Source organism: Methanobacterium sp., from assembly GCA_030017655.1.
In the GTDB taxonomy this organism is placed as follows: Archaea; Methanobacteriota; Methanobacteria; order Methanobacteriales; family Methanobacteriaceae; genus Methanobacterium_D.
This window is the reverse complement of the sequence record JASEIM010000016.1, coordinates 17,896-39,460: the sequence shown is the minus strand read 5'-3', so window position 1 is coordinate 39,460 and position 21,565 is coordinate 17,896. Positions and strand designations below refer to the sequence as shown.

Genomic DNA, 21,565 nt, shown 5'->3' with positions numbered 1-21,565 from the left:
TTATAACTATAATTTAAAGATTTTTTGCCATATAAGGCCCTAATTTTTTAAAGCCAAATTTTCTATAGTAATTTCGAACCCCTATTCCGCTTGTAACCAGTATTTTATCCTTATCATAAACTTCTGATGCAATTTTTTGAGCTTCAACAAGTAGCTTTTCGCCATAACCCATGTGCTGCCATGCATTTTCATCTTTTTCGCCTAATGGCATCATCGAACCATAAACATGCAGTTCCCTTATAAGAGCAGTTTTATCATCTATTTCAGGTCTATGGGCTTTAAGAGATGGTATTCTGAGCCTTAAAAATCCAATTAAAATATCCTTTTTAGTGTCTTCAAATGATAAGAAAAGCTCATCACCGTTCCCTGCTTCATATTCTTCTTTTAAAAATTTCACATTATTAAGTTTGGGTTCAATTCCATAGGATGCTTTATGACCAACTTCTCTGCACCGAATACACTTGCAATTGATGTCTTGAGAATGGAGTTTTCTGTATACGAGTTCGCCGAGGTTAGATTTTTTAACTCCAGCCTCAATCAGGGGAGATGGTATATCTCTCTGTATCCTCATGGTTCTAACCCATTTTGGAAGAATCTTTTTGATTTCAACTATTAAATCAACAGCTTCTTCACTTGTATAGGGATTATATTCTCCTTTTTCCCACATTTCATGAAGCTTTGAGCCCTTAGTAACTAAACAAGGATATATCTTGAGCATGTCTGGTTTAAACCGTTCATCAGAAAATAATCTCTTAAATATTCTTAGATCTCTATCAAAATCTGCAAAAAGCCCAGGCATGAGGTGCATAGCTACTTTAATCCCTGAATCTCTGAGTATTCTTGCAGATTCAATAGTATCTTCTACTGTATGTCCTCGTTCAATACGTTTATAAATGTAATTGTAAATAGTCTGAACTCCAAGTTCAACCCTTGTAACACCCATTTCAAGCATTCTATCAACATCTTCTATTTTACAGTAATCAGGGCGGGTTTCAAAGGTCATTCCAACGCATCGTATATCTGAATTTTCATTTTTCTTTTGAGTATCTTTTAGATACCTAAATCTGCCAGGAATTTTAATTCTATCAGTTAAATCGGATTTTTTAAAGTCATGGGATAGATCACTATTTACTGATACTTCTTTTACTCCAAAATCGTTCATTGCCTGCAGACATTTAGTAACAAACCATTCTTGATAATCCAGGAAGTAAGAAGGAAATGTTCCGCCCATTATAATTAGTTCAACTTTATCTAAAGGATGCCCAATACTTTCAAGCTGAAGCAGCCGGTTGTAAACCTGTAGATATGGGTCAAAATTAAACATTCTAGCACGTAAAGCTGCTGGCTCTTCTCCTGTATAACTTGGAGGAGCTATATCACTTTCAGGACAGTAAAGACACCTACCATGAGGGCATTTATGGGGTTTGCACATTACAGCAACTATGGCAACACCAGAAATTGTTCTTGTGGGTTTCTTTCTGATAACAGCCGCTATCTTCTTTCTTTCATCAGGAGTTGCATTTTCCAGTATGTCCGCATTACTCATGAATTTTTTAAGATTGTAGTCCCTGCACGCCTTATGTTTGGCTTTTTCAAGCTCGCGTTTCGTCTGGATATTTCCTTCCAGTATATCTTCGATTATTGCTCTGCACGCGTTTTTCATCACTATTTTCACCAAAAACATGAAATTTTCTTTTTAACTATATTTTAAAACACTATTTAAATTTATAAAAACTATTGTAATTAATATCTTATGTATTTATTTTAATTAATCAGAAAATTAACATACTATTTTGATAGTTAAAAGAGATAAAAAACACCCAATTTTTGCAGGAAGAGTCAAGACAGAAAAGCCCAAGAAAGACTGGAGTAAATTTGAAGGGAATGTGGGAGGATATGTAGAAGAACCAGTTAAATGATCGCACGAAAATATCATTTACTTTGATTTTAGAAGTCTTTACCCCAGCATAATAATAGCCAAAAATATTTCACCAGAAACCATCTGTAATGATGGAGATAAAAAGACATGTTATATTTGCCCTGAATTTGGATATAAATTTAAAAAAAAGAGCCCCAAGGCTTTATTCCCCAGTTACATCTTTACTTTTAAATGACAGGATAAGAATTAAGTCTATGATGAAAGAATCCGATGATTCAGAGGAAAAACAGATCTTAAATTTTAGATAGGAAGCTCTTAAAACACTAATTTCTACAATTTACGGGTTATATAATCATCCAAAGTACTGTTGGTATTGTGTAGAAGCTTCAGAGGCGATTACTGCATGGGGGAGGGATTTTATGAAAAAGGCGATGAGAGATGCTGAAAGACATGGGTTTAAGGTATTGTATGCTGATATGGATGGATTCTTTGTTACATTAAGTTATGAAACTTACTAATATTACCTTATGAATTGTGAATAAACTTACTAAACTTCATAAACAGTGAATATCGTCACAATTAATCCAATAGTATTTACTATAGTGGTAACAAATTAATTTTTACATATTATAAATATTGATAAGCATAAAGGAGGTGAAAAACGCGTGAAACCAAGAAAGTATGCAAATTTCAGGATTATCGCCGTTTTAAGTTTACTGTTATTTGCACTTGCAACAATTTCTGCTTCCAGTGCAGCCACACCATTGTATGTTAATGGAGACACTGGAGATGATGCATGGGATGGAACCAGCCCTACATATACAAGTGGAACCATTGGACCCATGAAAACCATTCAAAACGCTATTGATGCTGTAGATCCTGATGGAACAGTTAATGTTGCCGATGGAACTTACACCGAGAACGTTGTAATAGATAAAAACGTGAATCTGGTAGGGCAAAGTCAAACTGGGACCGTCATTGATGGAAACGGAGCTGGCAGTGTAATATATGTGAAAAGTGGAGCAACTGTAAACATTAGCAATTTCACTATTAAAAACGGGTATGCTGAATATGGTGGAGGAATACTAAATGGAGGCGTTTTAACCGTTACTAACTGTAATGTTCAGCAGAATACTGCAACTTATGGTGGTGGAATAACCAACTATGGTGGTACATTAACTATAAACAATTGTAACATACAGCAAAACAACGCAGCGGGAACTGACGCATATGGTGGTGGAGTAACCAGTTATGTTGGTACATTAACAATTAAAGACAGTAACATAAGTCAAAACCATGCAAATGTTGGTGGTGGAGGTATCTATGCCGACAGATCTACTATAACAATTATAAACAGTGTTTTTAATAATAACGTCGCATCCAGACTTTACAATGACGCTTATGGAGGTGCAATGTACACCATCTTAGGAACTCTTACAATTAATGGGAGCACATTCTCCAATAACATAGCAACCTATGGGGGAGGTATATTAGCACATCGTACCAACTGGGAAGTTTATGACTCTATCTTCACTGGAAACATAGCTAATGCACATGGGGGTGCAATCAGACACGACTACGCCACATTAAGTATCTATAGAACCACATTTGATGGGAACTCTGCAAACTATTATGGGGGCGGAATCAGTAACTATATGGGTACAGTCAATGTTTATTCCAGCACATTCCTGAATAATATCGCATCAACAGGAGGGGCAGTCTTAAGCTATTATGGTACTACAGTGGTTAACTTCTGTAGAATCATAGGAAATAGTGCCTATGATGTATATAATGAGGCAGGTGATCATGTGGATGCCCGTTATAACTGGTGGGGTTCAAACAATCCAGATTTTGATGATCGAGTCACTGGAGATGTTGGTGTCACTCCATGGCTGGTGATGGCCTACATTACTAATCCAATAACTATCCAGCAAGGCCAAACATCAGTATTGACTGCCGATTTCAGATACGATTCAGAAGGAACATTCCATGATCCAGCAAACGGACACTTACCAGACGGAACATTAGTGAAATTTACCACTAATCTTGGTAATGTTGGTAGTAAATATGTCTTTATCGGAACTTTAAACGGAATAGCAACCACAATACTTCGAGGTGATGAAGCCGCAGGTGAAGCATTAACTTCAGCTATCCTTGACAGTCAGTCATTGACCGCTACGGTAACCATAACTCCAGCTACCGATAATGGAAACCAGAATGAGAATGAATCTCCAAATTCAACAGTTAATGCAGCAACTGAAACTACAACCGAAAGAACTTTAGGAATGCAAAAAACAGGATTACCAATTGCAGGATTAATACTTGCAATTCTTGCAGTATTTGGAGGTTTAGTATCTAGTAAAAGGAAATAAATCCCCTTCTTTTTTCTCTTTTTTACTTTTTTTATTTTTTACAATTAAATTCTACAATAAAGCCCTTCAAATGAATTCTCAAATGTGGCCTTTTTGTTGAAATCCTCAGAATCCCCGGAAACACTATTTAATATACAATCCGCCCTATTCGTTAAATACTGATGGTATAACAAAGCTATCGAAAATCTTCGATTTTCGGTGCGTCAAAATTCCTTGAATTTTGACAGTTTAACGCCATAAAATATACCAAAAATCAAAGATTTTTGAATGTTAAACCAGGCATGAACTTTAATTTATTATTTTATTTAAAAAGTTCATGTTCGTCATTACCATGTATTTAACTAAATACCCCGCCACCTCCCAGGAGAAGACTGCGTCTAAGGACTGCAAATACCGCTTCGCGAATTATTTTTTAGAAACAAGCAATATAATAATATAAAAATTTAAAATTATAATGAAAATCTTTTAGGACTATTCCTAAAAGCTTTAAACAGCTTCCTATCATCATAAATATCATCACGATGACCAAAATATAAAATAAAAACTTTCTTCTCATCTTCTAAAATATCATAGATAATCCTATAGTTACCTACAGGAGCTGACCTAGCATCATGCAGTTCTCCACTAAGAATCTTATAATGATATGGTTTCTCTACAATAGTTCTGAATTTATTTTCTATTTCTCTTTTAGTACCTGAATCAGATTTACTATACTTTTTAAGTCTAGCTTTAGCTTCATCAGATAATTTGATAGAGTATGTCATGTAAAAAAAAGCAGTAATATTAGGATTTTAGTCCAAGGTCTTCTAACATATCTTCAATATTATCATATTCAGTAGCTTTGCCTTTTCTTATCTTATTAAGCTTTTTTTGGAACTCTTCAGATATTTCAGGCTCAACTTTAACTTTTTTATTATTCATCTGAACTATATCCATCATTTTTAATCCGCCCCTAATTTGTACGATGGTAATCTATAAAAATAGTAGTCATAGAAATTCTATAATATAATTTTCTATACTATAATGATTATTTTTTAGTATATAAATAATTCTATATTAAGTATAGAAATCATTTTATTTTTTTGTAAACTTTCAAGAATTTTTACAATATACATAATAAATAAACTCTGACCATGAAATATATTTAAAACCCCAGAATTCCTTACTAAAGACATCAAAAGATAAATTGTTAATGAAACATTATTAATAATGGTTTAATTATAGTTAAGTGCTTTTTCAGATGTTGGAACTGCAGGATTGGATGTAAATCAAAGGTTTTTCACATTTAAATTCTATAACCGTATTCTTTTTCATAAATCGAATTGTGCAGGAGTGAAGTATCAGTTTTTGACCGTATAACTTGCCCTTTTTTTAATTTATTCTTTTAAAATCTGGATTTTCCAGCAGGTGCGTCACCGCAGGACTTTCAACCGATTTAATGTATTTAATTTTTGATTGGTTCCTTTATGGGTCAGGATCTGAATGTGTGAGAAAGCAGTTGCGGAATTTATGATTGTTCACTTAGAGTTTGGATCATACACTGATGTCACATGGATTACACCATTCGCCTCTCTGATTGATACTATATGGAAAAATAACAGATTTGAGGTTTAGAAACACCATATTATTGCTTGTTTGGGGAAGCCAAGAAACAGCATGATTTAATAGATTTGCATGGTTATTTCAACATAGATTACAGAAATGTCTAATTTGATGAAGCCTATAAATGATTTAATAAAGTGTCCTGATCGTGAGATATTTAGGTACGTAAGATAATGATAAATTGAATATAAACTGAAAAAATATGAATTAATCTAACTATTCCCTGGATTTATATTTGGCTTCTAACATTTCAAGTATCTTAATTATATCTGTTTTTGAAACTATCCCCACCAATTCGCCGTTTTGAACCACAGGTAATCTTCCAACAGCTTTTCTATTGATTTTTTCAAAAACAGTGGCTACTCCTTCATCTGGATGGGCTAAAATAAGATCTTTAGTCATTATATCTCCAATAAGTGTATCTCTTTTATCTTCAGGTATTCTGGAGATATCATCAAAAGTTATTATGCCAACGAGTTTATTATGGTCTTTTACAGGATAGCCCATGTGTTTTTGCTGGAACATGGTGTAAAGGGCTTCAGAAACAGTGTTATCTGGATTTAACGTTTTCACATCTCTGGTCATAATATCTTTAACCTGAACTCCTTCCAGCATGTTTGAAACTAATATCGCCTGATACTCCTGATCTGCACCCAGATAGATGAATATTGCAATTAATATTAAAATGAAGTTAAATAAAATCACTCCAGCAATAGCCATTAAAATTGCAAACTGTTTTCCAACTCTAGCTGCAGTTTTAGTTGCATCCACATAATCTCTTTTTCTTGCAAGATAAGCCCTTAAAACTCTCCCTCCGTCCATTGGAAAGGCAGGAAGCAGATTGAAAATGCCTAAAACCAGATTCACACCTAAAAAATTGGTAAGAAACAGGGCTAAACTGCTTTCTCCAGCACTTAATATAAATATTGATGATAACGTTAAAAATTCAGTGTAACCAAGAATTAAAATCAATACAAGACAAAATAAAGCTATAATAATATTTGTTAAAGGCCCTGCAACCGCTATTTTAAGCTCTTGAGCAGGATCTTTGGGAATCTCCTCCATAGCGGAGACTCCACCTATTGGAAAGAGCACTATTTTTTCAATATTAACCCCATATCTTTGAGCAACGTAAGAATGGCTTAATTCATGTATAACAACAGTTATAAAGAGTAATGTGATTAAAAATGCCAGATATAATGAAATAGCACCAATAAAAGCTACAATATAAATAAAGACCATTAACAAGAGAAAAGAGATATGTAATTCAATGGGAATTCCGAATACTGTGAATATTTTTAGGGAAGACTTCATGTATTATATTTATTGTTCAATCAAATTAATAAATTTAATATCAAAATTAATTAATTATTCGAGTTGTTATAACTACTATTTTTTGAAAATAGTCGTTTAAATTGATTTCATTTAATATTATCCCCTGGCTTCGGCTCCTTTAATATTTATCTTTTTTTTTTATTTGACTTGAATTTAGGTGAATCATGAAAGGTTCACCAATACTTCATGTAATTAACTAATAAACAGTTTAATCAGTTAATTTTCCAGATGTAATAAATGGTTTCTCATTTTTAACAGTTTCAACAGGAATGTTGAACTCTTTCCTAACTCTTATTCAACCCAGATATGCCCTATGATGATCAATAATCCTCTTAACAATTGCTTATCCTATTCATGCACATGATATTCTCCAATTGAATGTAATTGTTTGAACATTTCAAATACTGTCAGAATATTGTTCTACTTATTCAATTCCTTATCAGAAATTGAAAATACATATTCATTTTTACCTTTTTTTGGCTGAAATATGAATTTATAGGTTTTACATATTCCCTTCTGAATTTCAAAGTATTTCCAATAAAATTCTGGAATATCATGTTAATCTTGTCTTTATCTGCGATATTAATGGAAGTTTACCATATGTCATTTAAACATTACAATCTTAGACAATGCATTATGGGGCACTTATTCACTATTAAATTTAATAAATTCTTTTCCTTGAAATCTAAAGCGAAACTGGGAAATTATAGAGTTAACGTTGTAATTCTCTCTTTTCGTTAAATACTGATGTTATAACAAAGCTATTGAAAATCTTCGATTTTCGGTGCGTCAAAATTCCTTGAATTTTGACAGTTTAACGCCACAAAATATACCAAAAATCAAAGCTATGGAAAACAAAGTTTTTCGTGCCCCAAAATTCTACGAATTTTGAGAGATTTTTGAATGTTAAACCAGGCATGAACATTAACTATTATTTATTTTAAAAAGTTCACGTTCGTCATTACAATGTATTTAACAAAATACCCCGCCACCTCCCAGGAGAAGACTGCGTCTAAGGACTGCAAATACCGCTTCGCGAATTATTTTAAAAAGAATTAATCTAAAGCTCCACGTATCCATTTTTCAGATACATGGCCAGAATAAACCATTATTCCTAATAATAAACCCATTAATCCTGTAATAATACTTACGACTACATCTAAAGAATATAAATATACATTTTGAGTTATCAACCAAATGAAAGCAGATGCTAGAATTGCAAAACCAATTAATATGGACAATAATCCTGCTTTATTATAAAAAATTCCATCTAAAATTATGTATATTGAAAATAAAAACAAATTTAATCTAATCAAGGACATATTAGGGGGTAAAACCATTAGAATCATCAAAATAAAACCAAATATAACTGAAAATTTACTTCTGATTTTTACCAACTTAATTACCCCATTATTCAATTTCTAAATGTAATATAAATAATTTTATCATTTAATCCAACAATTGAATTCAACAATAGAATTAAAAATTGAATTCTCTAATAATGCCGACCATGGTAGTAACTTTGCTTTAGCCGCCGAGGCAAACTGGTCATAAACCACATTGAAAATGTTTGAATTTTCACTATAATATAATAATGAAATAAATAATAATAACAACATATTAATATATAGGTGATTTTTATTGAATGAAATTGAGGGAATTACAGTTTTACTGGTTGAGGATAACCCTGCTGATGTGCGTCTAATAAAAGAAGTTTTTAATGGGTTTCAAATTAAAAATGATATTATAGACATTGGAGACGGCAAAGAAGCAATGGACTATTTATATAAAAAAGGTAACTATAAAAATGCTAAAACCCCTTCAATTATACTATTGGACTTAAATTTACCTAAAAAAGATGGTAGAGAAATATTAAAAGAAATAAAGAACCATGATGAACTAAAAATAATACCTGTAATCATATTAACAACTTCTAATGATAAAGAAGACATATATAACGCATATAAGCATCATGCAAACGCATATTTAGTTAAACCTGTGGATTTTAAAGAATTTGAAGAAACAATAAGCTCATTAGAAGATTTCTGGCTAACAAAAAATAAATTTTATGCATTTGAAGATTAAAATGAAGATCTCATAGGTTAAGTTTAATGCGAGATATTTTTGTTGCGAAATAATAGAGCAGGGAAGGTTCTTAAATACGACTAATGTATGAATTCAACATTTTCTTCATGGTGTTCGTCGTTTAAGGGTTTTTCAGGTCATAAAATGACTATGAATAACATCTTAAGATTACTATAATTAAATTATATAAAAACAATAGATCAAAACAATCATTAAATTTAATGTAAAACAAAATAATATTACATTGATTCATCGGAGGAAAAGCCATGCAAGTAAGTGAATTTTTAGGTAAAAAAGTTCTTGATAAAAATGCAGTGGAAATAGGTAAAGTAACTGATCTGGATGTAATGCCTAAAGAAGGAGTAATTAATAGCATCACAGTGTCTACTGGTGAAATGTGGAGAAATAAGAATTTTGAGTTTAAACCAGAAGATATAAGTCAAATAGGAGATTATTTACTTTTAAACATTGAATTGTCCAGTATTGAAGAAATTGTGGAGGAAGAAGAGGAAAAACCTAAAAAAAGACTCACACTCACTAAATGATAGGGGGTAAAAATATATGGAAAGTCTTGATTCATGTGGAAAACCAATTGAAAAAGGCTCATATGTTATATACAATGGAACAGGGACAATTGGAAAGATCATAGACATTAAAAGCGAAAATAACGAATCATGGATAAAGGTGGACAGCACTGATCTCTGGTACAACAGCCAGTTTATCCAGGCAATCGATAAAGCGGAAGAAGCTAAAATCGAAAGCAAACTCAAAAAAGAAGAGGCTGCAGAAAAAGTCAAAAGAATGAAGAAACGCACATTTGAAGATGTAGATATGAGTACAGAACTCTGCGACGGCGGAGGTTAATTAAAACTTATCAGGCATTATAATGAATGCCTTTTTACTATATTTTAATATGAGTTATATTAACCGTACCTTAAAGTTTTTATAAACTATTGACTTTATATTCATCATCTTTCTTTCTAAAACATGCCTTTCTTCTCTTGCTTTTGTATACAACTCCACATACCTGTCGTGATCTTCATTCACTTTTTGATGGTGTTTTTTTATGTCAGAATGGAGTTTCATGAGGCATTTCTTAATTAATTCATTCTTTTCATCTTCTAAATTATTAATATTTTCAACTGTTTCACATATCTGAGCATCAACCAGTTTATAATCATTTTCAAGTTGATCAAGTTTTGTTTCTTCCTTTTTAATATTATCCTGTGATTTTTTACCAGACTCTTGTTTAAAATCTTCAATTTTACCCCTTGAATTGATAATATTCTGTTCATATTCTGTTTTTTTATTCTCAAGGGCTTCTAATTTACTATGGAGGCTAGATAGATTGTTATCTATTTCTTTTATTTCTTTGTTTTTCCCTGCGTCCTCTAAAAATTCGTTTAGTTCTTCATTTAAGTTACGTATGGTAACATCTCCACTTAAAATGTAATTAAAAAGCTAAAATTTCAATTCAATTTAAAAAAACTTAAACTTAGTTTTTAACTTCTATTTATAATTTTTGTTTCAATTTTTATATTGTACTTTCATGGGTATATAATTTACCGGTGATTTTGTAAAAGCGTTATGGGACATTTTTTGTATTGTATTACTGTATATACTGGCTCATTTATATTAAACTAGTTTATTTATGATTTTTTATTTTTATTGAATATTTTTATTGTTTCTTTACTTGTTTTAAAATATAATTTGATCTTTAGATTATCACTGCCTGAAATATAATTACAATTTTAACAAAAGTTAAATAAAAGTAATTCAGTACCATAATTATGAAATTAGAGGCTTTCTTAATAACAGGGATCATTTTATGTATTATTATTGTTTCAGCGTGTATTTCAGATGAAGATTATTTCCAAACAAAACATTTTGAAAATGAAGATATTTCATTTGATTATCCTGAAAACTGGAAAGTAACAGTGACACAGGATCCTGCAGATATTCCAGATGCAAATTGGATGATTGTTATAGGAGATAACGAGCTAATATCTGGTCAAAATGAAAATGATATCAGAATATTTGAATTTGAACCTAATAGTATAGTAAACAGCTCACTTGTTGATAATTCATCAGGAAATCAAATTGATTCAATTAAAATCGATAATATAAATGCCCTGGGAATAAGTGAGAAGGACTATAAGATGTACATTTTCTCTAAAAATAATATGACGTATCAAGTATTGGTTTATGTAACAGAAAATAATGGATTTGTAGAGCATAAATCTCAATTTGATTCCATATTAAACAGTATTCACATAAAATAGGTTAGAAAAAAATAGAGCTTTTTATTAAGCTCTTATTTTTTTATAAATTTATTCATATGTTTTGGTTAGTTCTACAATCGTAATATTGCGTTGATTCATAATATGACTTAATTTTTGGATTATTAAATTAAGAGAATTGTAATTTTGTATTTTTTTTGAAACTGGGTAATTCCTAAAGCTTATATAACATGAGTTTCAAATAACATACCGACCGTCGGTATGTTGGAGGTGAATGTACTGAAAAAAAAATCTAAAGAGGAACGAATAAATGATATAACTGAAGCTGCAATGGAAGTTTTCCTAAAAAAAGGTTATGAAAATACTACCATGGAAGCAATAGCAAAAAATGCAGGATTAAGCAAAGGAGGGTTATATCATTACTTTAAAAGTAAAGATATGGTTCTAATATATGTTAATCAAAAAATTAACGAAAATATGGAAATAATACTGAATAAAGCTATAGAAATGCCTTCAGTTAAAGAAGGAATCTTGTATTACATAGAAAATTATCTTAAATACTGGCTTGAACATCCAAAGGAAACAATTTTTCTATTTTTATCTATAACCAAAATATTAGATAATCATGAGCTTTTAGAGTATTATCAGCAATTTATGGGAGATTATATAAAATATTTTGAAGAAGCATTTGAAATGGGGATCCAGTTGGGCGAATTTGTACCACATAATGCTAAAACAAGTGCAATAACGTTAGTAGGAGCTCTGGACGGGATAATAAGCTATATGTTTTTAGATGAAAGTCTGCAACTTGAAGATGTGGTAAAACATTTTGAAGAAAAATTCATCAAATCAATTGAAAAACCTTAATAATCATATTTCGAAGTTGAGGGTGGAATATTATGAATAATAAAAGACAAAAAATTAGACAAACATCTTTACTGATTTCATTTTTGCTTTTCCCTGTTACAATGTTTTATTTTTCTCCATTTCTAATAATATGGGGAGCTTCACTTGGAATAATAACTGGAAGCTTTTTAACATTTACAAGTTTGTTTATTTTATCTCTATTTTTCGGTAGGGTCTTTTGTGGATGGGCATGCCCTACAGGCGGAGTTCAGGAATACTGCTTTAAAGTAAATGGTGGAAAAACTAGGGGTGGAAAATATAATTTGATTAAATATTTCATTTTTATTCCATGGATAGCCATTATAGCTTTGATGGCAATATTAGCCGGCGGTTTGACTAGAGTTAATCCATTTTTCTGGACACAATACGGTGTTTCTATTTCAGAACCATTTATGTATATTATTTACTATGGAATATTATTTTTAACAATTTTAGTAGCTATATTAGCAGGTAAAAGAGCTAATTGTCATTATATTTGTTTCATAGCGCCTTTTATGATTATGGGGACTAAGATAAAAAATTTCTTTAGATGGCCATCTCTTCATCTTGAAGCTAATAGTGAACTATGTGTACAATGTAAATTATGCAAAAACTGCCCAATGAGTCTTAATGTGCAAGAAAAAGTCCTAAAAGATGATATGTATGACTCTGAATGTATTTTATGTGGAAAATGCGTTGATTCATGTGTTAAAGGAGCAATAAAATATTCATTTAGTATTCCAAAAAAGAGGGGTTTAATATGAAAAATGTAGATTTCTACTATTTTTCAGGAACAGGAAATACGCTCATGGTAGTAAAGAAAATGGCAGAAACATTTGAAAAAAATGGGATAAAGGTTAATCTGCATAAAATTGAAGATTCAGTTCTTCATGACATCAATTTAGAACATACAATTGGAATTGCATTTCCAGTAGCTTTTTTTTCAACATATCCATTTGTATGGAAGTTCATAAAATCATTACCTCCAGCTAACGGCACAGATATTTTTATGGTTGATACATTAGGTGGAATTTCAGGTGGAATTGTAGGACCACTTCAAAAAATAGTTAAAAAGAAAGGGTACAACCCAATAGGTGCAAAAGAGATCCAGATGCCTTTAAATATATTCTTTATCCAGAATGAAGAAACCAATAAAACTAAGGTGCAAAAAGGACTAATGGAAGCAGAAAAATATGCCATTGGTCTTATTAATGGGGAAACTGGATGGGGAAGAGTACATTTGTTTTCAGATGGTGTACATGCATTCTCTATTGGCCTTTTAAAGCTAACTAAATCTGATATGCATCAAAAATGGTTTAATTTCGATGTTAAGGAAGAAAATTGTAGAAAATGTGGAATATGTGCCAAGCTTTGTCCACTTGGAAATATTAAGATGAAAAAGGGCGAATATCCTGAACGCGGTTTGAATTGTGAATACTGTTTAAGGTGCACTTCTTTTTGCCCAAGAGGAGCTATTCCATGTAAATTTAATTATAAGGGAAAAACTTACCGGGCATTCAAAAACCCTAAGGTTTTGATGCGTGAGAAATGAAGTTGTGACAAAATTGTAATTTTTGTAATCCCAAAAACGAAGCTAACAAAAATAAAGCGTTTTCGTGTCAAAATTTATAATTTTGACAGTTTTTGATTAATTAATGCAAAGTTATGATAAAACAAATTAAAAAAGAAATTATGGATTAAATCCATAATATCCTTTAGAGATGATATTTAGGTTATTACACTCATCCCTGGTTTATTTTTTGTTGCAAAATAGGTCTTTGCATATCCGTTTCCTTTGTAGTCATAGTCCACCCATCTTCCATTTTTGTATACTTGCACGGATCGATGTCTTGATGAGAGACTGGTTCTATATTGAATTATCCTTGCTTTTTGACCTGATGCAGTAAGACGACCATATAAAGCTGCACTATTATCCCAGCAATCTCCTTTACCACGATTACTCTTGTAATATCTTTTATACTGGTTCTTTCTATATGATTTATATTGACTTCGTTGATTATAATTTTTCCGGTAATTTTTGCGTTTTTGATTATTATTAGTCCTTATATTATCTTCTTTATTCACTGTAATTTCTCTTTTTCCTCTTTTTTTGGTTTCAATAGATTTTGATTCCTTTTCTGCAGATACTGGTTTTGATAATGATTTTTGTTGATTTAAGTTTTGTTCTTGGCTAATGGTGTTCTCTTTCATTGAATTATTTGTTTTAAATCCCCATTTTTTCATTGCTCTAAGAGTTTCAATTCCAATTTGACCATTTGCTGTAATTCCAGCTTTTATCTGAAATTTTTTTACAGCACCTTCTGTATATGGGCCGAAATATCCATCAATTTTTCCTTCATAAAACCCATTTATTTTAAGCCATTTTTGTATTTCAATGATATTTTGGCTGTTCATTCCTTTTTTAAGCACATAATCAGATTTCACATTATTGTTGACCATATTTTGACTTTCTAGGGCCCCGGCTAAAGGGAGCACAGTAAAGATCGCACATATGACTATTGCTATATATGCAGGTCTCCACGTAATCGTATCACCTCCAAGTTTTTAGCAGTTATTTCTCACAACTGCCGTAGTTTACTTTCCTATTCATCATTTTATTTAAATATTTCGGTTTTTTTCTCATTAAAATCCCCTTTTAGGACTTATTTTAGTGAATAAGCCGTATTCAGAATGTTTTTTTTAAACAATTATGGAATTTTATTAATTTGGGGTTATTATGGCTAATGGTCTTCAAATTAATCTTAGATTTTCAAAATAACTCCATAGCTTAATAATTTTATAGAACCCAGAGGAACTTTCAGCAAAAATGAGTAATAATTTTTATTTCTTTATTAACTAGACAACAATGTCTATCTATATATAAAAATATAATTTCTAAAGCCATTTTATAATCTAAAATGTATTGGTTTACATTTTCAAAGGTGATTTAGTATCTAAAATATTTTTTATTGATTATTTTAGGAAATTTACGGGGTGTAAGGTATACGATACTTTCTAAAAAAATAAAATTATCATTTAAATCGGTATAGATCAATTTTATTTAGAAATAGAATGATTACAATTCAGTTTTAATTTTTAAAAATTAATCAAGAGCAATTAAATAGTAATACTATATTATATAATTTTATTACTATAAGATAAAAATTACATAATATTAAAACTTAATTATCAAATATTTCTCAATAGAATATAATCGAATATGATAAAAGAAGAAATTTTATAATATGGCTGGAGATATTATGAAACACAATTTAGATCAGAAGGGAATTAGTATTAGAGAATTGGCCAAAAAAACATTATCTGATGATGAGTTACTTAAAGAGTTAATGGATGGGATTTTATCGAAGGATAATACCATCAGAGGGAATAGCTTTAAAACACTGGAGATTGTAAGCGAGGAAAATCCTGAATTTTTATATCCAAAATGGGATTATTTTGCAGAAATGCTTAAGAGCAAAAATAATTACCATAAATACATTGCAATTTATTTACTGGCCAATCTAACTCCAGTCGACGAGGAAAATAAATTTGAATCAATATTCGATGATTATTTTGGGATTCTTGGAGGAGATAGAGCCATGACAGCTTCTCATGTTGCATTGAATTCCAGTAAAATTGCACAGAACAGGCCAGAACTTCAAGAAAAGATAATAGATACTCTTTTAAGAATTGATGAGATTCATCAGGGCAAGCAGACGGAAATGATTAAAGCTAATGTAATTGAGTCATTAATGAATATGTATCCTGAGATTAAAAATAAAGAAAGAGTTAAAGAGTTTGTAAAGGCTCAAATGGGGAGTTCAAGTCCTAAGACAAGGAAAGCTGCGGCTCTTTTCAGTGAAAGATTGGAATGACTATAATTAAATAAATTAAAGTTTACTTATGATTAGCAGCATTCTGCTCGATTTCTTGATTTGTTAGACAATCCATTTTTTTCTTCAATTCTCCTGATGGCATCATCAAATAGAATCATTGACTTTTCTAAAATCAGATTAACAGAATAATTACAGTTATGACGTAGATTGATAATATTACGGGCCTTACCTCCTGATTCAATAAGTACCAGAGGATAACTTCGACAGACCTGCGGTCTTGAATCATATATTCCACATTTATTTGTCTCAGGATCAATGTATTTGCATGGCTGAATATGTTTAAGCTCAAAATGTTCAGGGAAAAGTTTGTTAGGTATAATTCCTTTTTCCAGGTCAGGGTTAAAAGTTAGAAGAATATTCAATTCATCTTTATGTATGAATATAGATTCTGATTCCCTGCAGCATCTTCCACAAATAGTGCACCATTCTTGATGTTCCTTGGCAATTTCATAGTTTGAGGGACCGCCTAATGCGTCTAAACTAAGGATGTCGGCAAGTTCTATTATTTCCTTAAGGTCTTCTTTAGTAACTCCCAATTTTCTATATTTTTTAACAGATCTTTTCTTTTTTAACCTTTTGAAGACTGCTTTCTCCAGAAGTTCAACTTCTTTAGGAGAATTTTCTTCATCTGATTCTAAAGCTTTTTTCCTGAGGTTTTTAAACAGTTCTTTGTCGATTAGGGTATCTCTTAACATTTATAACACTCACTTGGTGTAATATTTTTAGTAAATATTGATTACTAAGAAAAAATGGTCTTGTAATGGATAAATTAGTCTTGATTATTTAAATAATTAATTCTATACTTTATAAATTAAGATAATTTAAAATCTAAAGATTATCCAGTAAAAAAGCAAATAAAAATAAAAAAAAGGGGAAATTTAATCCCTTTTAACTCCAATTAATCCCCCAAGAATCATTAGAATGGCAAAGACCATCAATGGTATTGGTAATCCTGTTTCTTGCATGCCTACAGTTTCAGTTGTTGTTTGTGCATTTACAGTTGTGCCTGTTGGTTCATCATCATTTGTTTGTGCTGCTGCAGCATTGACAATAATTGATTGAATACTGCTTTCAAGTGTTGGGTCGTAAGTACGGGTACTGAGTACGGGGTTTATTAAATACTGTCCTGCTTGAGCTACGCGCAGGGTAAGCCAGAGGTTAGGATCGCCGGGGTTTACTGTTCCCAAGTTCCATGTGACAGTACGTGTATTTTCATCGTATGTACATGTGTTTCCAGTATCATCATTAGCTGTTACAAATTCTAATCCTACAGGAATCACATAAGTCATAACCACGTTTTCTGCAGCGTCAGGTCCGTTGTTACCAACTTTTAAAGTGTAAACAACGGTATCACCAGCTACTGGATTAGTTTTGCTTGGTGTAATTGTTAGATAAAGGCTTGATTTAGAGTTAATGAGCACACTAGTGTTTACTGTCTGAGCATCTGTAACTGCATTTATATCTGCCTCACCAGGAGCACCATCTGCAGTCAAAGTAGCTGTTGCTACTCCTCCACTGGTAGTACTGCTGCCATCTATGCTTCTCTCTGCGCTAAAAGCTACTGGAGTTCCGTCAGGTATGTGTCCTGTTGCAGGGTCAAATGGAGTAAAATTAATTCCGTCTGAACTGTAGTTATTGAAACTGACAGTGATTAAACTGGTTGCACCGTTATTAATTGGGTTGGGGGTTGTGTTAAGGGTCATGAAGAGCCATGGGGTATAATTCACAATTCCAGATATTTTACTGGCAATTTCTGTTGGGGAATTGGTTCCCCACCAGTTATAAGTTGCATCTGGTATTCCATTTGTATTTAGATTATTTAGATTCCAGTTGGTGTTATTGAATATCCTGTTATAATTTATGGTTTCTGATTGATCGTTTGATACGTAGTTTCTAAGACCAATTCCGTTAAAATTGTTTATTATAGTATTTCCTGTTATTGTGTTTCCATAGTAGTTACTCCAAATTCCATAACGTTGTTCACCAGAAATAAACCCATTATTTGATATTATATTGTTTTTTATGGTATTTAGAGTGGATGCTCCAATGGTAATTCCAGTTTCATCATTGTAATCTGCTGTATTCTCTTCTATAGTGTTATAGTCACAGAATCTGTTGAGGTAAATACCGTGAACATTTCTATTTGCTATATTATTGATCACATTGTTCCATGATGAGTATTCTTGAAGGAAGATACCAACGTTAGAATTATCTGAAACATTATTTCCAGATATTGTATTACTGCCTGATCCATAGAGATTGATTCCATTTACATTATTGTTTATAGTGTTCCCTGCGATTGTATTGATACTGTTACCTACTCCAAAAGCTTGTTCTAAATAGATTCCGTTGCCATTACTGGTTATTATGTTATTTTCATTTATAGTATTGGAATTACACGCATACCATAGATGAATTCCGTTATTGGCGTTATTAGATATAGTATTTCCTGAGATTACGTTGTTGCTGGAAACTGTTTCAAGATAAATTCCATCTCCATTACAATAATATGTACCTGGCGCAATTTGAGTTCCTGTTACAGTATTGCCAGATATTAAATTGTTTAATGAATTATGTAGAAAGATTCCCACTAATCCACTATTTTGAATAATATTTCCAGATATTTCACCGTTATTGGTGGCGTACCATTCAATACCTTCTCTGTTGCCTATTAAAATATTGTTCAACGCTTTATTTGAAGATCCTAGTGAGTTGTATAAATGTATTCCTACGTTGTAACTATTCGAAATTGTGTTTCCATCAATTGTAACGTCGCTGCATCTATCTGCATATATTGCTTGATTGGCATTTAAAATATTATTACCAATTATCTTGCATCCGCTGGTTTCAACCATTCCTATACCATAATAAGAATTGTCATAACCTCCGCTTCTAATAGTAAAGCCCTGGATTGTTGAATTGTTACCCAATTGATCTATGGTAAAAACAGGATTGGCAGGATTTTGTGGTTGAACAGTTACTAATCCATTTGCTTTAATCAGAAGCCCTGTTTTATTCACGACCACATTTTCTGTATATGCATCTGTACCATTGGGACTTACTGTAATTGTATCATTTTCGCTGCTGCCATCTACTGCACCTTGAATAGACTGATAGTTATAAGTTCCATCAGGTCCTACAGTCCATTCTGCTGCAGAAGCTGCTCCAGAGAATATTAAAATGAATGCAAGTGTGAGGGTGATTATTGTTAGTTGTTTTCTAATCTTTTTCACCTCCTTTATGCCGGATTATGTTTTTAAAGAATTCAAGTTTGTATTAAGTGATCTTAACACGATTAGGGGTTGTACAAACTAACATATATATTTATTTACGGTAAAAGAGATAGAATATGTAATAATCGTAATTTATTAATAATCAGTGGTGGCGCAATCTTCATAAAAGCATAAATAAAGGTTTTTGTGAAAATAAGTGAATTATAATGTCTTTTTAACTTTATAAAACCATTGAATAACCCCTAATAAACGCAAAAGAGCCATTAAATGATTTTAGTTGTCTATATTTGTTCTAAAAATTAAAAATAAAATTATATCAATTATTTAAGAAAATTAGGATTTATTAAGAGCCAAAAGCTTGTTTTATCAAAAATATACCATTAATTAATGGTTTATAGGTCCCTATGAATTCTTATGAATTTTTGGGATTATATTTTAAATGCTTTACATAATTTTATTAAATATAATTTCGTTTTGATTTAAACAGAAATAAAGCCATAAATCATCTTAATTTAAAATAAGGAATTAAAAACCATGTAAAATTTGTAAAATTAGTTTATTTAAACGCATAAAGATAATTGGGAAATAAAACTTTAAAATTTAAAAAATAGTAGGAAGAATTATTTATAAAAGAAATAATCCTTCTTTTTATGTATACACACTACTTTAGCCTACTACTTTTCCGCTGTTTGAGTTACTGGTAGCATAATATATTGAAGAGTAACCGTTTCCTTTGTAGTCGTAGTTAACCCAGCTGTTACCATTCCAGTATTGTACTGAACGGTGGCGGGATGACATAGATGTTGCGTATTGTATAGTTCTAACTTTGTATCCTTGACTTCTTAGTTTGCTGGATAGATAGGCACTCATAGCCCAACAATCCATTCCATTTGTATATCCACGGTAGCGGCTTCTTGAATAAGTTCGGCTGGTACTTTTTACTCTGGATTTATATCTGGTGCTTTTTGCTTTTTTAGATTTATATGATTGCTTTTTTGAAGCACTTGAATAGACTTTCTTTGAGGATGTACTTGTACTGGCAGTATTGGTCACTGCAGCAGCGTATTCATCCCACTGTTCCATGGCCAGTAGGGTATATTCTCCTACTTGTCCGTCTTCTTTAAGCCCTACTTCTTTTTGGAAGGCTTTAACTGCTGTTTCGGTGTCTATTCCAAAGTTACCGTCTATTTCTCCATTGTAGAATTCGTTTTCTTTGAGCCAGATTTGTAATTGTTTTACCTGTTCACCGGTAGCTCCGAGTTTTAAGCCGTTATCGTTGGTTAAGTTTTTGTCTTTGAGCCATTGTTGTAGTTTGGCTATCTCTTCTTTACTCAATATTGTTGTTTTGCCAGTATTTGCGTTATTACTGACTGCATTTACGATTTTGTCTTTATCTATTGTTTTTGTTAAATTTGGGGTTTCTGTAGCCGATGCCATTGGCATAAGGCCTAATACTACGCAAAGAGCGATAGCTATCGCTCCAGTAGTTAACTGTTTTCTCTTCGTAATTGTATCGCCTCCGAGTCCTTACCCAGAATAACATGAATTCCGAGCTTTTTAGGACGAGCTTATATCAAGTTCATATAGTATATAAATACTTCGGTTTATTTTCAAAAAATAGACACAATTTGGGCTTATATAATGAAAAAAGGCGCTATTATGTGGTTTCGAATGTTCCATAATAATATCTGTGCAATTTATCCTTATTTTTAAAATTAGAGCTTTATGTAGCAGTTTATTTGAGAATTAAAATTAAATTAAGCTAATTTTAATGGATTATCATTTATTTATTATGAAATTAGATAAACTATTTTCTTTTATCATCTATGTGGACTTTAATTGAACTATTATTTCTAAAATGATATTATTATTGCTTATTTATTTAAAAATAGGTATTTGTGAGCTTTTTATACTTTTTATCTCCTGCTTAATGGATTATTTTGTTCCTATAAATTATAATGTTTATTGGACTTTGAATATGAAGTATTTTCCAGTTTAAAACATGTTATTGCGTTATTATTAGATTATTATATTTAAA

The 21,565-nt window shown here is 31.4% G+C and carries 21 protein-coding genes; 11 read left to right on the top strand and 10 right to left on the bottom strand.

Features of this window, described 5'->3' with window-relative positions:
- Positions 1-13: 13 nt before the first annotated feature.
- Positions 14-1,663, bottom strand: a complete 1,650-nt coding sequence (locus QMD61_08050; protein MDI6724584.1) for a tRNA uridine(34) 5-carboxymethylaminomethyl modification radical SAM/GNAT enzyme Elp3 — start codon at positions 1,661-1,663, stop codon at positions 14-16.
- Between the two features lie 130 nt (positions 1,664-1,793).
- Here QMD61_08050 and QMD61_08045 point away from each other — a divergent pair, with 130 nt between their 5' ends.
- Positions 1,794-1,919, top strand: a complete 126-nt coding sequence (locus QMD61_08045) for a hypothetical protein (protein ID MDI6724583.1) — start codon at positions 1,794-1,796, stop codon at positions 1,917-1,919.
- Between the two features lie 625 nt (positions 1,920-2,544).
- Positions 2,545-4,251 carry a hypothetical protein gene (locus tag QMD61_08040; GenBank protein ID MDI6724582.1) on the top strand — a complete coding sequence of 569 codons (1,707 nt, stop codon included), beginning with the start codon at positions 2,545-2,547 and terminating at the stop codon, positions 4,249-4,251.
- A 449-nt stretch (positions 4,252-4,700) separates the two neighbouring features.
- Here QMD61_08040 and QMD61_08035 read toward each other — a convergent pair whose 3' ends face one another.
- Both QMD61_08035 and QMD61_08030 read right to left on the bottom strand, forming a co-directional pair.
- The gene (locus QMD61_08035; protein ID MDI6724581.1) at positions 4,701-5,015 is read right to left on the bottom strand and encodes a type II toxin-antitoxin system RelE/ParE family toxin; all 315 of its coding nucleotides are present in this window, start codon (positions 5,013-5,015) and stop codon (positions 4,701-4,703) included.
- 19 nt (positions 5,016-5,034) lie between these two features.
- Positions 5,035-5,190, bottom strand: coding sequence for a hypothetical protein (locus QMD61_08030; GenBank protein MDI6724580.1), 156 nt, complete (start codon positions 5,188-5,190; stop codon positions 5,035-5,037).
- Positions 5,191-5,733: 543 nt separating this feature from the next.
- Here QMD61_08030 and QMD61_08025 point away from each other — a divergent pair.
- Positions 5,734-5,865 carry a hypothetical protein gene (locus QMD61_08025; protein ID MDI6724579.1) on the top strand — a complete coding sequence of 44 codons (132 nt, stop codon included), beginning with the start codon at positions 5,734-5,736 and terminating at the stop codon, positions 5,863-5,865.
- A gap of 204 nt (positions 5,866-6,069) precedes the next feature.
- Here QMD61_08025 and QMD61_08020 read toward each other — a convergent pair whose 3' ends face one another.
- Complete coding sequence (locus QMD61_08020; protein ID MDI6724578.1) at positions 6,070-7,095, bottom strand: M50 family metallopeptidase; 1,026 nt, start codon at positions 7,093-7,095, stop codon at positions 6,070-6,072.
- Between the two features lie 1,148 nt (positions 7,096-8,243).
- The gene (locus tag QMD61_08015) at positions 8,244-8,585 is read right to left on the bottom strand and encodes a hypothetical protein (protein ID MDI6724577.1); all 342 of its coding nucleotides are present in this window, start codon (positions 8,583-8,585) and stop codon (positions 8,244-8,246) included.
- Between the two features lie 244 nt (positions 8,586-8,829).
- Here QMD61_08015 and QMD61_08010 point away from each other — a divergent pair, with 244 nt between their 5' ends.
- The 3 genes from QMD61_08010 to QMD61_08000 all read left to right on the top strand — a co-directional run bounded on the left by QMD61_08010 (position 8,830) and on the right by QMD61_08000 (position 10,137).
- Positions 8,830-9,273, top strand: coding sequence for a response regulator (locus QMD61_08010; protein ID MDI6724576.1), 444 nt, complete (start codon positions 8,830-8,832; stop codon positions 9,271-9,273).
- Between the two features lie 266 nt (positions 9,274-9,539).
- On the top strand, positions 9,540-9,818 hold the full coding sequence (locus QMD61_08005; GenBank protein MDI6724575.1) for a PRC-barrel domain-containing protein: 279 nt from the start codon (positions 9,540-9,542) through the stop codon (positions 9,816-9,818).
- A 16-nt stretch (positions 9,819-9,834) separates the two neighbouring features.
- Positions 9,835-10,137 (top strand): DUF2098 domain-containing protein, encoded by a 303-nt coding sequence (locus tag QMD61_08000; protein ID MDI6724574.1) that lies wholly within the window; start codon positions 9,835-9,837, stop codon positions 10,135-10,137.
- 54 nt (positions 10,138-10,191) lie between these two features.
- Here QMD61_08000 and QMD61_07995 read toward each other — a convergent pair whose 3' ends face one another.
- Complete coding sequence (locus tag QMD61_07995; protein MDI6724573.1) at positions 10,192-10,359, bottom strand: hypothetical protein; 168 nt, start codon at positions 10,357-10,359, stop codon at positions 10,192-10,194.
- Between the two features lie 704 nt (positions 10,360-11,063).
- On the opposite strand from QMD61_07995, the gene QMD61_07990 reads away from it, so the two are divergent.
- From QMD61_07990 to QMD61_07975, 4 genes are all read left to right on the top strand, one after another.
- Complete coding sequence (locus QMD61_07990) at positions 11,064-11,555, top strand: hypothetical protein (protein MDI6724572.1); 492 nt, start codon at positions 11,064-11,066, stop codon at positions 11,553-11,555.
- A gap of 228 nt (positions 11,556-11,783) precedes the next feature.
- Positions 11,784-12,380, top strand: coding sequence for a TetR/AcrR family transcriptional regulator (locus tag QMD61_07985; protein MDI6724571.1), 597 nt, complete (start codon positions 11,784-11,786; stop codon positions 12,378-12,380).
- Positions 12,381-12,412: 32 nt separating this feature from the next.
- The gene (locus QMD61_07980) at positions 12,413-13,162 is read left to right on the top strand and encodes a 4Fe-4S binding protein (protein ID MDI6724570.1); all 750 of its coding nucleotides are present in this window, start codon (positions 12,413-12,415) and stop codon (positions 13,160-13,162) included.
- Positions 13,159-13,950 (top strand): EFR1 family ferrodoxin, encoded by a 792-nt coding sequence (locus QMD61_07975; GenBank protein ID MDI6724569.1) that lies wholly within the window; start codon positions 13,159-13,161, stop codon positions 13,948-13,950. Before QMD61_07980 ends, QMD61_07975 begins: the two co-directional genes overlap by 4 nt.
- Positions 13,951-14,126: 176 nt before the next feature.
- Here the strand turns inward: QMD61_07975 and QMD61_07970 are convergent, their stop codons facing one another.
- A complete protein-coding gene (locus QMD61_07970; GenBank protein MDI6724568.1) occupies positions 14,127-14,894 on the bottom strand; it encodes a peptidoglycan-binding protein in 768 nt (255 codons plus the stop codon).
- A gap of 764 nt (positions 14,895-15,658) precedes the next feature.
- Here QMD61_07970 and QMD61_07965 point away from each other — a divergent pair.
- A complete protein-coding gene (locus tag QMD61_07965) occupies positions 15,659-16,273 on the top strand; it encodes a hypothetical protein (GenBank protein MDI6724567.1) in 615 nt (204 codons plus the stop codon).
- Positions 16,274-16,305: 32 nt separating this feature from the next.
- Here QMD61_07965 and QMD61_07960 read toward each other — a convergent pair whose 3' ends face one another.
- The 3 genes from QMD61_07960 to QMD61_07950 form a co-directional block, all read right to left on the bottom strand.
- Positions 16,306-16,989, bottom strand: a complete 684-nt coding sequence (locus QMD61_07960; GenBank protein ID MDI6724566.1) for a YkgJ family cysteine cluster protein — start codon at positions 16,987-16,989, stop codon at positions 16,306-16,308.
- 183 nt (positions 16,990-17,172) lie between these two features.
- Positions 17,173-19,527 (bottom strand): NosD domain-containing protein, encoded by a 2,355-nt coding sequence (locus QMD61_07955; protein ID MDI6724565.1) that lies wholly within the window; start codon positions 19,525-19,527, stop codon positions 17,173-17,175.
- A gap of 666 nt (positions 19,528-20,193) precedes the next feature.
- Entirely contained in the window at positions 20,194-20,970 is a 777-nt protein-coding gene (locus QMD61_07950; GenBank protein ID MDI6724564.1) for a peptidoglycan-binding domain-containing protein, read from the bottom strand.
- Positions 20,971-21,565: the final 595 nt, after the last annotated feature.

Excerpts from the sequence above, each read along its gene's own strand:
- QMD61_08050 (MDI6724584.1), bottom strand. The coding sequence starts at position 1,663 with ATGAAAAACGCGTGCAGAGCAATAATCGAAGATATACTGGAAGGAAAT.
- QMD61_08035 (MDI6724581.1), bottom strand. The coding sequence starts at position 5,015 with ATGACATACTCTATCAAATTATCTGATGAAGCTAAAGCTAGACTTAAA.
- QMD61_08030 (MDI6724580.1), bottom strand. The coding sequence starts at position 5,190 with ATGATGGATATAGTTCAGATGAATAATAAAAAAGTTAAAGTTGAGCCT.
- QMD61_08025 (MDI6724579.1), top strand. The coding sequence starts at position 5,734 with ATGTGTGAGAAAGCAGTTGCGGAATTTATGATTGTTCACTTAGAGTTT.
- QMD61_08020 (MDI6724578.1), bottom strand. The coding sequence starts at position 7,095 with ATGGTCTTTATTTATATTGTAGCTTTTATTGGTGCTATTTCATTATAT.
- QMD61_08005 (MDI6724575.1), top strand. The coding sequence starts at position 9,540 with ATGCAAGTAAGTGAATTTTTAGGTAAAAAAGTTCTTGATAAAAATGCA.
- QMD61_08000 (MDI6724574.1), top strand. The coding sequence starts at position 9,835 with ATGGAAAGTCTTGATTCATGTGGAAAACCAATTGAAAAAGGCTCATAT.
- QMD61_07995 (MDI6724573.1), bottom strand. The coding sequence starts at position 10,359 with ATGAAACTCCATTCTGACATAAAAAAACACCATCAAAAAGTGAATGAA.
- QMD61_07990 (MDI6724572.1), top strand. The coding sequence starts at position 11,064 with ATGAAATTAGAGGCTTTCTTAATAACAGGGATCATTTTATGTATTATT.
- QMD61_07980 (MDI6724570.1), top strand. The coding sequence starts at position 12,413 with ATGAATAATAAAAGACAAAAAATTAGACAAACATCTTTACTGATTTCA.
- QMD61_07975 (MDI6724569.1), top strand. The coding sequence starts at position 13,159 with ATGAAAAATGTAGATTTCTACTATTTTTCAGGAACAGGAAATACGCTC.
- QMD61_07965 (MDI6724567.1), top strand. The coding sequence starts at position 15,659 with ATGAAACACAATTTAGATCAGAAGGGAATTAGTATTAGAGAATTGGCC.
- QMD61_07960 (MDI6724566.1), bottom strand. The coding sequence starts at position 16,989 with ATGTTAAGAGATACCCTAATCGACAAAGAACTGTTTAAAAACCTCAGG.
- QMD61_07950 (MDI6724564.1), bottom strand. The coding sequence starts at position 20,970 with ATGCCAATGGCATCGGCTACAGAAACCCCAAATTTAACAAAAACAATA.